This window comes from Flavobacterium sedimenticola (assembly GCF_030053345.1).
GTDB classification, from domain to species: domain Bacteria; phylum Bacteroidota; class Bacteroidia; order Flavobacteriales; family Flavobacteriaceae; genus Flavobacterium; species Flavobacterium sedimenticola.
The window spans coordinates 140658-156781 of record NZ_JASGBP010000006.1 but is presented as its reverse complement, the minus strand read 5'-3'; the positions used below and the strand labels follow the sequence as shown (position 1 = coordinate 156781).

At 39.2% G+C, this 16124-nt stretch carries 14 protein-coding genes; 9 read left to right on the top strand and 5 right to left on the bottom strand.

Going from position 1 to position 16124, the window contains the following annotated elements; translation table 11 throughout:
• Positions 1 to 203 precede the first annotated feature (203 nt).
• Together QHT84_RS10590 and topA are read right to left on the bottom strand one after the other, a co-directional pair.
• Positions 204 to 1355 (bottom strand): formimidoylglutamase, encoded by a 1152-nt coding sequence (locus tag QHT84_RS10590; RefSeq protein ID WP_283239534.1) that lies wholly within the window; start codon positions 1353 to 1355, stop codon positions 204 to 206.
• A gap of 3 nt (positions 1356 to 1358) precedes the next feature.
• On the bottom strand, positions 1359 to 3890 hold the full coding sequence (gene topA / locus QHT84_RS10585) for a type I DNA topoisomerase (protein WP_283239533.1): 2532 nt from the start codon (positions 3888 to 3890) through the stop codon (positions 1359 to 1361).
• Positions 3891 to 4220: 330 nt separating this feature from the next.
• Here topA and miaB point away from each other — a divergent pair, with 330 nt between their 5' ends.
• The 9 genes from miaB to QHT84_RS10540 all read left to right on the top strand — a co-directional run bounded on the left by miaB (position 4221) and on the right by QHT84_RS10540 (position 14182).
• On the top strand, positions 4221 to 5669 hold the full coding sequence (miaB, locus tag QHT84_RS10580; RefSeq protein WP_283239532.1) for a tRNA (N6-isopentenyl adenosine(37)-C2)-methylthiotransferase MiaB: 1449 nt from the start codon (positions 4221 to 4223) through the stop codon (positions 5667 to 5669).
• Between the two features lie 29 nt (positions 5670 to 5698).
• A complete protein-coding gene (locus tag QHT84_RS10575) occupies positions 5699 to 6961 on the top strand; it encodes a sigma-54 interaction domain-containing protein (RefSeq protein WP_283239531.1) in 1263 nt (420 codons plus the stop codon).
• Between the two features lie 54 nt (positions 6962 to 7015).
• Positions 7016 to 7855, top strand: a complete 840-nt coding sequence (locus QHT84_RS10570) for a hypothetical protein (protein WP_283239530.1) — start codon at positions 7016 to 7018, stop codon at positions 7853 to 7855.
• A 37-nt stretch (positions 7856 to 7892) separates the two neighbouring features.
• A complete protein-coding gene (locus QHT84_RS10565) occupies positions 7893 to 8399 on the top strand; it encodes an LptE family protein (RefSeq protein ID WP_283239529.1) in 507 nt (168 codons plus the stop codon).
• 51 nt (positions 8400 to 8450) lie between these two features.
• Positions 8451 to 9275: a tetratricopeptide repeat protein gene (locus QHT84_RS10560; protein WP_283239528.1), complete on the top strand. Its 825-nt coding sequence runs from the start codon at positions 8451 to 8453 to the stop codon at positions 9273 to 9275.
• A gap of 12 nt (positions 9276 to 9287) precedes the next feature.
• Positions 9288 to 9599: a preprotein translocase subunit SecG gene (gene secG, locus QHT84_RS10555; protein WP_283239527.1), complete on the top strand. Its 312-nt coding sequence runs from the start codon at positions 9288 to 9290 to the stop codon at positions 9597 to 9599.
• A 141-nt stretch (positions 9600 to 9740) separates the two neighbouring features.
• Positions 9741 to 10016, top strand: coding sequence for a co-chaperone GroES (locus QHT84_RS10550; protein WP_283239526.1), 276 nt, complete (start codon positions 9741 to 9743; stop codon positions 10014 to 10016).
• Positions 10017 to 10067: 51 nt separating this feature from the next.
• Positions 10068 to 11699, top strand: a complete 1632-nt coding sequence (gene groL, locus QHT84_RS10545; RefSeq protein ID WP_283239525.1) for a chaperonin GroEL — start codon at positions 10068 to 10070, stop codon at positions 11697 to 11699.
• A 113-nt stretch (positions 11700 to 11812) separates the two neighbouring features.
• Positions 11813 to 14182: a hypothetical protein gene (locus QHT84_RS10540; protein ID WP_283239524.1), complete on the top strand. Its 2370-nt coding sequence runs from the start codon at positions 11813 to 11815 to the stop codon at positions 14180 to 14182.
• 26 nt (positions 14183 to 14208) lie between these two features.
• On the opposite strand, the gene QHT84_RS10535 is transcribed toward QHT84_RS10540, so the two are convergent.
• The 3 genes from QHT84_RS10535 to QHT84_RS10525 all read right to left on the bottom strand — a co-directional run bounded on the left by QHT84_RS10535 (position 14209) and on the right by QHT84_RS10525 (position 16105).
• Complete coding sequence (locus tag QHT84_RS10535; RefSeq protein WP_283239523.1) at positions 14209 to 14898, bottom strand: DedA family protein; 690 nt, start codon at positions 14896 to 14898, stop codon at positions 14209 to 14211.
• 78 nt (positions 14899 to 14976) lie between these two features.
• Positions 14977 to 15696 (bottom strand): DUF2490 domain-containing protein, encoded by a 720-nt coding sequence (locus tag QHT84_RS10530; RefSeq protein WP_283239522.1) that lies wholly within the window; start codon positions 15694 to 15696, stop codon positions 14977 to 14979.
• 67 nt (positions 15697 to 15763) lie between these two features.
• The gene (locus QHT84_RS10525; RefSeq protein WP_283239521.1) at positions 15764 to 16105 is read right to left on the bottom strand and encodes a heavy-metal-associated domain-containing protein; all 342 of its coding nucleotides are present in this window, start codon (positions 16103 to 16105) and stop codon (positions 15764 to 15766) included.
• Positions 16106 to 16124 lie beyond the last annotated feature (19 nt).

Sequence of the window (16124 nt, the reverse complement as noted above, 5' to 3'; positions counted from 1 at the left end):
TCAAAAAAGCAATTAAATAATATTAAATTTTATTATGCATGCCTTGTATATAAATTTTCACTTTCCAAAAATAGAATTTAAAAAGTTATTAAAAAAACATTTTATCGATAAAATGCACTTTTTATCTGTCTAAATACACTTTATCGATTGTTTTGTAAGTTAAAATTTATAATTTTATATTAAATCGATGCCCTTTTTTTTTATTAAATACTATTTTTTCGTTGCGCTTTCCACCATCGCTCAGGAATTTCATGATTACAGGCAATCAGGTACTCCTCATGCGAACAAGGTAATAACGTGTTTTTTTTCAATTTATTGTGTTGTCCTGCAAAAAAGTTTATTTCAATCCACCAGCGATCTGTTTTGTTACTTTTGTAAAATATCAATTCTTCATTTTCCAGCGGAACAATGTACTTTAAATAATTCTCCTTTGTCCCAAAAGGGTATTCATTTGAACGGTAGTTAACTCCTTCTATAAAATACCAAACGATTTGTGCTGCTAAAACAGCTTCTTCTTTGCTGCTATGATGATTAAAAATTCCTAACGAGCTTACCTTATCACTAATGCCGGCATATCTTGACAGACTACAAATTTCTTTTCCGTCAAATCCGTTAGGTGTAAAATTAATCAAATTTCCTGAATCTGAAGACTTTACAGCATTCAAGTCGATACTAACAATGTCTGCATCGCGAAAAACAGGCTCAGACAAGGCAATATTATTTGAGATCTCGCCCAATCGATAGGCATCAAAGTAAAGTTTTTCAATCAAATCAATTTCCTCCTGTGAGTTGTAATACGTTTGATAACCGACATTGCTGAAATTGAAAAGATTATTGGGTTCATCTAAAATTATCTTGGACAAATAGGAATGAGCAGAAATGCCATCTTCCTGCTTGCCGAAATCAAATTTACTGTCGATAGACACCAAATTTACCATTTGCTCCAAACTATCATAAGCCCTATACAAGGGATATGTTAGATCTTGTGTTCCTCCTATTACAACAGGAATAATCCCATTTCGAATCAGTTTAGCCGTTACTTTTTGAACCGCAAAATAGGTATCCTCTAAAGAATTTCCCGGCAAAATATCCCCCAAATCGGCTATCGAGCTCTGCCAATTTCCCGGATACATGGCATACAACTCTTTGCGAATTAACGTCAAATCGACTTCTTCAAAAGCATGTACATCACCTCTGTTTTCTAAAACACCAATTACAGCAACTTTTATTTTATCAATTTCCGGAAACTCTTTATCCGTATGAAAAGCCACTTTACTGCCCAAATGCTGAGAAGATAATCCTTTGATAAACTGAATGATATCCTGACTTAAAGGTGTTAGAAAATCGAATTCCATGTGTTATTTCTTTTTGGTTGCGGTTTTTTTAGTGGTGGTTTTCTTAGCGGCCGTCTTTTTGGGGGTTGCTTTTTTGGCAGCACTCTTTTTTTCCGGAGTCTTTTGAGCAATTATTTCTTTCACTTGCTCCAGAGTCAGTTTTGAAGCATCAACATCTTTATTCAATTCGATTTTGATTTTTCCCTTAACAATGACCGATTTTCCCCAACGGGCCTTTTCCACCACGATGCCTTCTTCTACCCAATTGTGAATCACTTTATCGATATCTTTTTGTAATTTCTCTTCAATCAGTTCAGCAACATCAGACTGCGATAAATTATCAAAATTGTACTTCTTATTGACATTAATAAACATCCCGTTCCACTTGATAAAAGGACCAAAACGCCCTACTCCTTTTTGCACATCCATATTTTTATAGGTAGCAATCGGCGCATCGGCTTTGGCTTTTTGATTGATGAGTTCTTGAGCCGTTTCCATGGTAACATCTAACGGATCGGTTCCTTTGGGTAACGAAATGAATTGGTTTCCGAAACGGACATAAGGCCCGAAACGGCCATTGTTCACTTCTACTTCTGCTCCTTTATACGTCCCTAAATTTTTGGGAAGTAAAAACAAATTCAACGCTTCCTCTAAAGTAATATTTCCAATATTTTGGTCCTGACGCAAGCTGGCAAATTGTTTGTTATCGTCTTCTGCATCTCCGATTTGCGCCATAGGCCCGAATTTCCCCAAACGTACCGACACCGGTTTACCGGTTTTCGGATCGGTTCCTAAGATGCGTTCACCGCTTTCACGCTCTGCATTTTTCTCGACCTCTTCTACGTTGGGATGGAATTTATTGTAAAAATCCTGCATCATCGTAGCCCAATCGATATTGCCTTCGGCAATTTCGTCGAAATCCTGTTCTACTTTAGCCGTAAAGTTATAATCTAAAATGGCTGCAAAATTTTTCACCAAAAAGTCGTTTACAATGGTTCCGATATCCGTTGGCACTAACTTCCCTTTGTCGGAACCGGTCGTTTCAGTTAATACTTGACTTTTAACTTGACCATTCTGCAATACTAAATGATGGTATTTTCTTTCGGCTCCTTCGAAACTTCCTTTCTCCACATAATTTCTACTGATGATGGTCGAAATGGTTGGCGCATAGGTTGACGGTCGACCGATACCTAATTCTTCCAATTTTTTCACCAAGGATGCTTCGGTATAGCGACTTGGCGGTTGTGCAAATCGCTCACGAGCAGTGATATGAACATTATTCAAACGTTCGTTTACCTTTAAAGCCGGCAACATGCCTTCTTGTTCTTCATCATCATCGTCATTACCTTCCAAATATACTTTTAAGAATCCTTCGAATTTAATGACTTCTCCGGTGGCCTGAAACACTTCCGAATGGTTGTTGGCTTCTATCTTGACATTGGTACGCTCCAATTCGGCGTCACTCATTTGTGAAGCCAAAGTTCGTTTCCAAATCAAATCGTACAAACGCGCTTGGTCGCGCTCCAGGTTTACCGAATGGCGCGACATATCGGTAGGGCGAATTGCTTCGTGTGCTTCTTGTGCACCTTTGGATTTGGTATTGAAATTTCGCGGTTTGCTGAATTCAGGGCCGTAAGACTTAGTGATTTCGGCTTGCGCTGCCGTCATGGCTTCTTGCGACAAATTCACACTGTCGGTTCTCATATAGGTGATGAGTCCGGCCTCATACAAGCGCTGGGCAATTTGCATGGTAATCCCTACGGGTAAATATAATTTACGAGCAGCTTCCTGTTGTAAAGTGGATGTGGTAAACGGTGCCGCCGGAGATTTTTTGGTGGGCTTCGTTTCCAAATCGGCTACCTTATATATAGAACCTATATTTTGTTGCAAAAAGTCTTCTGCTTCTTTTTGGGTGGCGAAGTTTTTCGGCAATTTGGCTTTGACTGTTTTTCCGGCTTCGTTGGTAAATTCAGCGGTAACCGAATACGATGCTACAGCCTTGAATTCCTGAATCTCTCTCTCGCGTTCTACAATCAAACGTACCGAAACCGATTGCACCCGTCCGGCCGATAATCCGCCTTTAACTTTTTTCCACAATACCGGCGAGAGTTCGTAACCTACTAAACGGTCCAGTACTCTTCGGGCTTGTTGCGCATTGACTAAGTTATAATCAATTCCGCGCGGATTTTCAATCGCTTTTTGAATGGCCGATTTGGTAATTTCGTGGAAAACAATACGTTTGGTTTTGGCTTTGTCTAATTTCAATTCTTCCGCTAAATGCCACGAAATGGCTTCTCCCTCGCGGTCTTCATCGGAAGCCAACCAAACGGTTTCCGCATTTTTAGATAAATCTTTCAGTTTTTTGACCAGAGCTTTTTTATCAGAAGACACCTCATACTTGGGCTTAAACCCGTTGGCAACGTCTACTCCTATTTCTTTGGAAGGTAAGTCGGCTATGTGGCCGTAACTCGATTCTACCTGAAATTCACTTCCGAGAAATTTTTCGATTGTTTTTGCCTTTGCCGGCGACTCCACGATAACTAAATTCTTTGCCATAGCCCAATTGTTTGTGCGGACAAAAGTAAACGTTTTTTTTAAAATATCGATTTAGTGTTACTTTTTAACGGTGATTGACAAATAAGAGATGCGTATACCTTAATATATGTTGCTTTTAAAAAGTTCCTTTTCCGGAAGTTTCCTGAAACAAAAGACAAACCCTTTTTAGCCCCGATGGAAGCGATGCCGCGCAAAGCGAACAGCGGGAATACCGCTACCAAGTAAACCCTAATCATTCGCTCCAAAACTTTTGTTAAACCCTTACTGTCAACTTGTCAGATTTCCGAATTTAGTATTATCTTTGCTATCCGATTAAGCGAAAATCATTTTATGGAAAAGGAAATTGACGAGAAAAAACAAGGCACGAGCTTGGTTTTAGAACACAAAGAAGGAAACAGCAAAAAACTCTTTATAGAAAGCTACGGCTGTGCGATGAATTTTTCGGACAGCGAAATTGTAGCCTCCATCTTAACCGAACAAGGGTATAACACCACTCAAAAATTAGAAGAAGCCGATTTGGTTTTGGTCAACACCTGCTCTATTCGAGACAAGGCAGAACAAACCGTGCGCAAGCGTTTGGAAAAATACCAAGCGGTAAAACGCAGTATTAATCCGGGGATGAAAGTGGGTGTTTTGGGTTGTATGGCCGAGCGGTTGAAAAGTCAGTTCCTCGAAGAAGAAAAAATCGTGGACATGGTCGTTGGCCCGGATGCCTACAAAGACTTACCGAATTTATTAAAAGAAGTGGAAGAAGGTCGCGACGCGATTAACGTGATTCTTTCGAAAGATGAAACCTATGGCGATGTTTCTCCGGTGCGTTTGAACAGCAACGGTGTGAATGCTTTTGTTTCGATTACACGAGGTTGTGACAATATGTGTACGTTTTGCGTAGTGCCTTTTACTCGTGGTCGTGAACGCAGCAGAGAACCTCAAAGTATCATGGCCGAAATCCAAGATTTATGGGAAAGAGGTTTTAAAGAAGTTTGCTTATTGGGTCAGAATGTGGACAGCTACCTTTGGTACGGCGGCGGTTTGAAGAAAGATTTTGACAAAGCCACCGACATGCAAAAAGCCACGGCCGTTGATTTTGCGCAATTGTTAGAAATGTGCGCCGTGCAATTCCCGAAAATGCGTTTTCGTTTTTCGACTTCGAATCCGCAGGATATGCACGAAGAAGTGTTGCATGTGATTGCCAAATACGACAACGTTTGCAACTACATTCACTTACCGGTACAAAGCGGAAGTACCCGAATTTTAAAAGAAATGAACCGTCAGCACACCCGTGAAGAATACATGGAATTGGTGGATAAAATCAAACGCATTATTCCGGATTGCTCGATTTCACAAGATATGATTGCCGGTTTCCCTACTGAAACAGAAGAAGACCACCAAGACACTTTGAGTTTGATGGAATATGTGGAATACGACTTCGGCTATATGTTTGCCTACTCCGAAAGACCGGGTACTTTGGCGGCGCGTAAAATGGAAGACGATGTTCCTGCAGCAGTAAAGAAAAGACGTTTACAAGAAATTGTAGACTTACAACAACTATTAAGCGAAAAAAGAACCAAGCGTTTCTTGGGCCAAACCGTAGAAGTGTTAATTGAAAAAGAATCGAAGAAGTCCGACAAACACTGGAGTGGCAGAAACTCAGAAAATGTAGTTACCGTTTTCCCGAAAGAACATTACAAAGAAGGTGATTTTGTGTTGGTAAAAGTCACCGATTGTACCACAGCCACTTTAATTGGGGAAGCGGTAGGTTATAGTCCAATGCAGTAACTTGAAACCTGAAACCTGAAACAAAAAACATGGAATCCGTTCAAAGCATCAAACAACGTTTTGAGATTATCGGGAACGACCCGAAACTCAACCGCGCTATAGAAAAAGCCATACAAGTCGCTCCGACTGACATTTCGGTATTGGTAGTAGGTGAAAGCGGTGTGGGTAAAGAAAGTATTCCTAGAATTATCCATTCGCTGTCCCACAGAAAACACGGCAAATACATCGCCGTTAACTGTGGTGCCATTCCTGAAGGAACCATTGACAGTGAGTTATTCGGGCACGAAAAAGGCGCTTTTACCGGAGCGACCAACACGCGCGAAGGCTATTTTGAAGTGGCCGATGGCGGAACCATTTTCTTGGACGAAGTAGGCGAATTGCCGCTGACGACTCAAGTAAGATTGCTTCGTGTATTAGAGAACGGTGAGTTTATTAAAGTGGGTTCTTCACAAGTCCAAAAAACGAATGTGCGCATTGTAGCAGCAACCAATGTCAATATGTTTGATGCGATTGAAAAAGGAAAATTCCGCGAAGATTTGTACTATCGTTTAAGCACCGTAGATATTACGTTACCGCCGTTGCGGGATCGCAAAGACGACATCCATTTGTTGTTCCGAAAATTTGCATCCGATTTTGCACACAAATACAAAATGCCACCGATTAAGTTAAGTGATGAGGCTGTTCAGTTTTTGCAACGCTATCGCTGGAGCGGAAACATTCGTCAATTGCGCAATGTAGCGGAGCAGATTTCGGTTTTAGAGACCAACCGCGACATCTCTTTGGCAACCTTACAATCTTATCTGCCGATGGAAGGCAGTACGTTGCCATCGGTAGTTGGCGGCAAAAAATCGGAAAGTGATTTTGCTACGGAACGGGATATTTTATACAAAGTGCTTTTCGATATGAAAAGCGATTTAAACGATTTGAAAAAGCTGACTTTAGAACTGATGAAAAACGGCGCTAAAGTACAGGATATTAATCCGAGTTTGATTCAAAAAGTATACGGTTCGGCGAACAATGACAGTGAAATTGTATTCGAAGAACCACCTCGTGTGAATGTGATTCCTTCGGTTCAACCAACGCAGCAAACCGATTTTGACGATGAAGACGACCACAACTTCTTGGATGCCGAAACGGTTGAGGAAGAGGAAACCTTGAGTTTGGAAGCCAAAGAACTGGAGCTGATTAAAAAAGCACTGGAACGCAACAAAGGCAAACGCAAAGCCGCTGCCGATGAATTAGGCATTTCGGAACGAACCTTGTATCGAAAAATTAAACAATTTGATTTGTAAGTCGACCCTTATTCTAAATTATTTTGTTAGTTTTAAAGCACGAAATTATTCATTATGAAAAAGTTATGCTTGTTTTTATTTTCGGTATTTGCAATTCTGTCTTGCAGCAATGACACCGCAGAACAAAATCCGGATAACACCGACCTACTCCAAAGAGTAGATTTTCATCCCGGATTGACCATTGAAAGACGATGGAACTTCAATACGGATGGTTTATTGAGTAACATTACAAAAGCCGACGGAACCGTAGTACAAAATTTTACGTATGATGCCAACAACAGACTCATCAGTTCGACAATTTTTAATGACGTTGGCGCCAATCAAACCTACACTTTTACCTACGATAACACTAACTTTGTCACTAGTGTAAACGGTCAAGTTTTGACTTATGATGCCGGCTTAGACGCCTATTACACCGGAGATTTAACTCAAAACTACAGGTTGACAAAAATTAACAGTGAGAAGCTGATAACGTACGGAAAAACAGCTTTTATAGATTATGACGACAATGGCAATGCCTATGAAGTGGTTTGGGATGAAGTATCCGTTAATTACTCAAGTAACAATAATATATTGGGGTTTTCACCCAATAACAGCTGTAACTCTTTTACCTATGATAATACCACCAATCCGTTACGAAGTGCAACGCTGGCCATTTGCAGAGCCTTTAGTTTTGTGGAAAGCGCGCCTTGGATAAACGGTCATTACAATTCCATCAACAATCCGTTATCACACGACTATTGCTCGGAAGATCCTGAAAGCGAGGTTTTCAATTACACGTACAATGCGAATCAATTGCCACTAACACTAACCCGAGATAATTATTATTTGGGGGTTTATGAAAATACCACAACCTTTGCCAAATTCTACTATCAAGGTGATATTTTACCGTAATCGAAAATAAAAAATTACTTTTGCTTTTTATCTGTTCATGAAATTCTTCAAAAGCTTCTTACTCTTACTCATTATATTCAGCCTAAATGGTTGCGGCGTATACAATTTGACCGGAACCACCGGCAGCATTAATGCCAAAACCTTTCAGGTGAATTATTTTCAAAATAACGCCCAATTGGTGGAACCCGGTATTGAACGAACTTTTACGCTCCGATTACAGGATTTGATTCAGAATCAAACCAATCTCAATTTAACCAATTCCAACGGTGACTTGCTGTATGAAGGCGAAATTGTGGAATACCGTGTCTCTCCCATGACAGCAACCGCTGATCAAAAAGCAGCACAAAACCGATTGTCTATTGCCGTGAACGTTCGTTTTATTAATAAAAACAAAGAAGCCGATAATTTTGAAAAACGATTTTCTTTCTTTTACGATTACAGTGGTAATAATCAATTAGTAGGCTCACAATTGTCGGAAGCCTTAGATGTTATTTTTGAGCGTATTACACAAGATATTTTTAATGAATCGTTGGCCAAATGGTAGAATGACTTTTATCAATTCTCGTCCTATCCAGAATATTGAAAACAAAAGATTGTGAATTTAACCGATTACACTTATTTACTCAACAAACCGGAAGCGATTAACGATCGTTATGCCCAAACATTGGATGATGTTTTGAGCAGTTTCCCTTATTTCCAGAGTGCGCGTGTCTTGAAGTTAAAACACTTGTACAATCAAGACAGTTTTCAATACAATTATGCCTTGAAAGTTACGGCTGCTTACACCACAGATCGAAGTATTTTATTTGACTTTATCACTTCTGATTCTTTTGTATCGGTTCAAAAAGGCTTGTACGAAAAAAAACTCGAAGAGTTAATGAATATGCGTGTTATCGGCAGTGAACATGTCGTTGTAGCCTCTCAACCACAAGCGGTTAATTCCTTGGAGCAATCTATTTTAACTTCTATCAAAGAAGCCGGAGGCGAGGAAGAGCAAAAAGCATCAGAAAAACTGTCTATTGGCAAACCATTGGAATTTTCTAAAAACGAAAAACACTCTTTTCAAGAATGGTTACAATTATCGCGTTTGAAACCGATTCAAAGAGAAGAAATTCCGAAAAACACTTTTCCGCAGCAAGATGAAAAACAGCGAAAATTGGAGTTAATCGATAAATTCATTGAAAGCAACCCGAAAATTCCTGCGGTTTCAAAAGAAGCTACAACTCCGGTAATAGAGCCTGTAATTGAGGATACGTCTCATTTGATGACCGAAACCTTAGCCCGAGTGTATCTGGAACAAAAAAAATATTCGAAGGCAATTCAAGCATATGAAATATTAATTTTGAAATATCCGGAAAAAAGTAGTTTCTTTGCAGACCGAATTTCAGACATTAAAGTTTTACAACAAAATAATAATTAATTACAATACATTATGTTTACCATTTTCTTAGCATTAATAACATTGGTTTGTTTCTTATTAATCATCGCTGTCATGGTGCAAAATCCTAAAGGCGGAGGATTGTCTTCTTCTTTAGGCGGATCCCAAATGTTGGGTGGTGTTCAAAAAACAACCGACTTCTTAGACAAAAGTACTTGGACATTAGGTGCGGCTTTGATTATTTTGATTTTATTATCCAGTTTGAGTTTCCCAACCATGGGCGGTCAATCAGATTCCAAAGTAATTGATCAAACCGAAAAAGCAGCTCCTGCTCCTGCCAAACCGGTAGAGCAACCGAAAAAATAAGAACCCATAAGGTTCTCTCTTAAATGCCAGCGCTGACATGCTGGCATTTTTTTTAGGAAAAAATGACAGTAAAAACCCATTGGCATAATTTCTGAAAAACCGATGGCAACAAAATTATAATAACATTAAAAATATAGTATTATGGCATTAAACATTAAACCTCTGGCAGACAGAGTCATTGTGGAGCCTGCTCCGGCAGAAACCCAAACAGCTTCAGGGATTATCATCCCGGACACAGCCAAAGAAAAGCCACAAAAAGGCACTGTAGTGGCTGTTGGTAACGGCAAAAAAGACCAACCGTTAACCGTAAAAGTTGGTGACACGGTATTGTATGGAAAATATGCCGGTACCGATTTGAAATTCGACGGTAAAGATTATCTCATTATGCGTGAAGATGATATTCTTGCCATCATCTAAGTTGGTATTAAGATTTGAGTATTAATTAGTAAGACAAAAAACAATAAAAAAATGGCAAAAGATATAAAATTTGATATTGAAGCACGCGATGGTTTAAAACGCGGTGTAGATGCGTTAGCCAATGCGGTTAAAGTAACCTTAGGCCCAAAAGGCAGAAACGTTATCATTTCAAAATCATTTGGCGGACCTACCGTAACAAAAGACGGTGTTTCTGTGGCGAAAGAAGTAGAATTGAAAGATGCGCTCGAAAATATGGGTGCTCAAATGGTAAAAGAAGTGGCCTCTAAAACCAATGATTTGGCCGGGGACGGAACCACCACCGCCACCGTTTTAGCACAAGCCATTGTAAAAGAAGGATTGAAAAACGTAGCGGCCGGTGCCAACCCAATGGATTTAAAACGCGGGATTGATAAAGCTGTGGAAGCCATTGTAGCCGACTTAGGAAAACAAGCTCAAGAAGTAGGAAGTTCTTCCGAAAAAATCAAACAAGTAGCCTCTATTTCAGCCAACAATGACGAAGTTATTGGTGATTTGATTGCTACAGCTTTCGGTAAAGTTGGTAAAGAAGGGGTGATTACTGTAGAAGAAGCCAAAGGAACCGATACTTATGTGGATGTTGTAGAAGGAATGCAGTTCGACAGAGGCTATTTATCACCTTATTTCGTGACCAACCCGGAGAAAATGGAAGTGGAATTAGAAAGACCCTACATTTTACTTTACGACAAAAAAGTATCTTCTTTAAAAGAATTATTACCGGTGTTAGAACCGGTAGCCCAATCTGGGAAACCATTATTGATTATTGCCGAAGATGTTGACGGTGAAGCTTTATCTACTTTGGTAGTAAACAAATTACGCGGTGCCTTGAAAATTGCAGCGGTAAAAGCACCCGGATTTGGTGACCGAAGAAAAGCCATGTTAGAAGACATTGCCATCTTAACCGGTGGAACCGTAATTGCGGAGGAAAGCGGCTATACCCTTGAAAATGCCACTTTGGAAATGTTGGGTACTGCCGAAAAAGTAACAATTGACAAAGACAATACTACCGTGGTTAACGGTGCCGGCGATGCCGATATGATTAAAAACCGTGTGAACCAAATCAAAGCCCAAATGGAGACTACAACCTCTGATTACGACAGAGAAAAACTCCAAGAGCGCTTGGCTAAATTAGCCGGTGGTGTGGCCGTATTGTACGTAGGTGCAGCTTCTGAAGTTGAAATGAAAGAGAAAAAAGACCGTGTGGATGATGCTTTGCATGCCACTCGTGCCGCTGTAGAAGAAGGTATTGTAGCCGGTGGCGGTGTGGCGTTATTGAGAGCCAAATCGGTTTTAAGTCAGTTAAAAGCCGACAACGCTGATGAGGCAACCGGTATTCAAATTGTGTCCCGTGCGGTAGAATCCCCGTTGCGAACCATCGTGGAAAATGCCGGATTGGAAGGCTCTGTAGTAGTAGCCAAAGTATCGGAAGGAAAAGACCACTTTGGATATAATGCCAAAACCGATGAATATGTAGATATGCTTAAAGCCGGTATTATCGACCCTAAAAAAGTGACGCGTGTTGCCTTAGAAAACGCGGCTTCCGTTTCAGGAATGATACTTACCACCGAATGTGCTTTGGTGGAAATTAAAGAAGAAAACGCCGGCGGTGGAATGCCAATGGGCGGCGGAATGCCGGGAATGATGTAAAAATTCCACTCAAAATAAGGCCTATTGATTAGGTTTACAAAAACGCCTCGAAATTCGAGGCGTTTTTATTTTTGTAACTATTTTTTTATATTTTAGCTGTTAAATACAACTTTATGCCGCTCAAAAAACACCTCTCGCTCTTCTTCCTGCTTACCGCTTTGGGCACATTATGCGCTCAAAATAATGCCACTGACGACAAAGCTAAAATTGCATCGGTATTGGAAAATTATTTCGATTTGGAGCGAGAAGCCATACACTTGCATTTGGACAAATCAACCTTCATCAATAACGAAGCCGTTTGGTATCAAGGTTATATTATAAATCGAAAAACCAATAAACCTTACTTTACCACCAATGTTTTTATGGTGTTGTATGACGAAAACGGGAATCCAGTTTCTGAGAAATTGCAATACGCCAGCAATGGTATTTTTTTTGGAAAGATCGAGCTCGGACCCAAATTAAAATCGGGTCTTTATTACATTCAGGCCTACACCAATTGGATGAATAATTTTAGTGAAAACGAATCTACAGTTACTAAAATACACGTCATTAACCCTAACGAAGGATTAAAAAACTATGCTAAAATTAACGCTGAAACTTTGACGCTAAAATTAACTCCTGAAGGCAATAGTTATGTTTTGGGAATTCCGAATCAAATGGCCATTCAATTGCAGGATTGCAGAGGAAATGCTCCGGAAAACACAGAAGTACAATTACAAAACGACAAAAATGAAATACTGAAAACCATAAAACTCAACAAATTCGGATACGGAAAATTTGAAATTATTCCGACGCAGGACAATCTGAAAATCAGCCTGAGTTTCAAAGACAAAATCATCGAAAAACGGTTGCCAAGTCCCGAAGCCATAGGTTGCATATTAGACATCAACAATTTTACCGTAGAAGGAAAAACCATCATCAAAATCAGATCAAATCAGAACACTGTATCTTCTCTTGTTTCGAATACATTATATCTCGCCGTGCATCAGGATCAAAAATACAGCTTATACGATATTGCACTTAATCCGACAACGCATGAGGCTGAAATTGTACTGAACAACACCGAATTGTTTGAAGGTATTAACACCGTCAGAATCATTGACAGCCATTTAAAACAATGGGCGGAACGACTCATTTATATCACTCCGAAAAGAGATACTTCTTTTTCGGTAGCCAAAAATAAAAATGCCGAAGGGAAAATTAAATTGGTTGGGTACAGCGCCTATCAAAATTCCTCCCTGAGCATTTCGGTTTTACCCGAAGAAACGAAATCGTACCACAACAACTCCATCATTGCCGGACTCACTGTAAATCCGTATTTGACCGCTGCGCTCGAAAATGCCAGTTATTACCTCAACAATCCCGGGCGCTTACAGCGCTACGAATTGGACTTGGTGTTACTCCATCAGGAAAAAACCAAATACGATTGGGAAACCATGAAAATTGGCGCTCCAAAAACCCACTACTCCTTTGATGTCGGTATAACCCTGAAAGGAAAAATTGACGAATCAATCTCAAAAAAAACCTATCACAAGGCCAAATTAGTTTCATTCAAAGATTTTATCATGATGCAATCCGACATTACGGAACTGGGAGAGTATCACTTTGACCATATTCTATTGGCCGATTCGACGTATGTGAGCATGTCCTTGCAAAAACTTCCCGATTTTGAATCGATTAAAACAGAAATTCGACCGCAGGTAATCGGCCGAAAACGAAGCTTTAACAAACCTTTCAAAAACACCTTGTCACTTTGTGCCGATGAAGAGAACATCGAATATATAACCGATTTTGACCTCCCAAAGTTGAGCGCCGGAATTATTCAACTGGAGGAAGTTAAAGTGCAGAATAAGAAAAGAAAACTAACCTATGAAAACAGAATCGGTAACGGCAATCTGAGATCTTATAAAATTGACGAATCAGTTCATTTTCGAGATATTCTTAGTTTTATTGAGATGAATGGCTTTACCGTTATCAGAAACAGAGGAGATGTGCAAATTTATTCAAAAATCAGAAGCTCTTTGAATGCTGCACAATCAACTCCTGAGGTTTATATTGATGAACGAAAAGTATTGTCTTTAGACGAGTTAGATATGATGAGTAGTGACGAAGTTGACGAAGTTTATTTGGATCCTTATGCTATTGTTGCCAGCATGAATAACAATCAAGGTGTTATTAAAATCTACAGAAAGACCAATACTAAGAACAGTTATATTCAAAAAACAGATCCAAATTCATTTTATATTAAAGATGGTTTTGCTCGTTATTTCGATTTTCATAATGTTGATTACAGCAACACACAAAGCGTGGGTTTTGAAAACTTCGGCTTAATACATTGGATTCCGAAGATAAAGAGCGAAGACAACGGACAGTTCTATTTTGAAATTGGCAATTACAACCTCAAAACCGGTAAATTTATTATTGAAGGCATGACCGCTGAAGGTCAGTTTTTTCACGAAGAAAGAGTGATTGACTTACAATAAAAAAAGCCTCTTTTCAGAGGCTTTTTTTATTCTTGTGATTCTGTATTGGGTGTTTTCTTAATCATTTTAAGGAACACCGGAAAGGTAGAAATCAAAATAATTCCGATGACGATTTTCTCAATATGATGTTTTAAATCGATATCGAATTTATCCAAAAACATTCCGTATAAATAGTGACCGGAAAAAATCAAAATAAACGACCATAAAAAAGAACTAAGAATGTTATAAAACATAAACTTCTTTTTATCCATAGTCACAATTCCGGCTACAATAGGCGCAAAAGTTCTTACAATAGGCAAGAAACGAGCAAATATGATAGCTTTTCCGCCATATCTTTCAAAAAAATCTTTCGATTGGATTAGGTATTTTTTCTTCCACCAAAAACTGTCTTCTTTTTTATACAAATAGTAACCGCTTTTGGCACCAAACCAATAACCGACCATATTCCCTAAAATTCCGGCTACGGCTACTAAAACTGCCAATAGGGTTACATTCAAAAGGTCACTTTCAATAAAGGTAAAGTTTTCCACCAAATCACGGCTGTAAATTCCGGCTAAAAAAAGTAAACTGTCTCCGGGCAGAAAAAATCCGGCAAACAAACCGGTTTCGGCAAATACTATAAACAACACAATCCACAAACCAACTTTTACACCGCCAATAGACATGGTTATGTAAAACTCGGGATTCAGCAATTGCATCCAATCAAAATCACTCATGGAGTATTCAAATTAAGGGTAAAAATTTCGAGCGTGAAATTAAGGATATTTTTTGGGATAGCGGCTACTTTAGGGTTTTTATAACACGATATTGTGAAACAAGGAAATCGAAACCGTATGATTCATCAAATCGTTTGCCGTTGAAGAGGTAATATAATGGTTCAGGTAGCCCAATTCTAATCGAATGGTATTGTTATAATTGAGTCCGAATCCCACCAAAAGTCGGTTCTGATCCAATACTTTTGAATTCACCTCGTTTTCCCCCAAAGTGACAAAAAGTTCATTTTGCAAAACAAAATAAAAGGATTCTTTTTCCGATTTCAAGTGCGTCATATACCATAAAAACCGATTCAAAACCCGAAATCGATTTTGATACGCTGTTTCGGAGGTGACGCCTTCCAATTCAGAGAACCGTAGCTGTTCTACCCAGCGCTGTTCCAATCGAAATCGATTAATGAGAATATCCTTAGACCATTTCTTCGTGATTTGATACTGCTCCCAAATACGGTTTTCTTTAAAAAAATCATCCCGTGCAGCACTGAAAGTGTTCACTAATGCATAACCGGCAGTTGCGTTTTGAGATTCGGAAAAGTGATAAATAACCCCGACCCGAAATAAATTTTGTTGGTTTTGCTCCAGCTGATTATCCATCCTAAACTGAGCTTCCATATGATAACCCAAATTAGGCGAAGCCTTATACTGACCGGTATAAGCCATCCATACACGCTGATCTTGTTGGGTTTGAGAAAAGCTGACGTGGCAGAAAATCATCAATAGGAAAAGAATTTTTATCTTCAAGGCATCAAAATTTTGATAAAAGTAAGCATAAAAAAACTCCTTACATCGGCAAGGAGTTTTTTTTTAATTACTTTCGTTCATACTGGCAACAGCCGTGCAATTTGTTGTAATCTTCCTGAGTGGCTTTCACATCGTCAGTATCGTGTCCTACTTTTGCAATAGCCTTTTTCACCTCAAGAAGAGAGCATTTTTCCTCATTAACAATCAAATGCAGCATATGATTATCAATGTGCCATTCGGCACTTTTAACACCGGCAACCGAAAACGCGGCTTTTTCGATACGCTTTTTGCACATCTCGCAGTTACCGTTGACTTCTATTTCGTACTTCGCGTTTTTGTTTTTTTTGTCTTGTGCCATTGATGGTAGCGTAACCAAAAACAACAGCGCTCCTAAAAGTATACTTTTCATATTTTCTGTTTTTATTGTT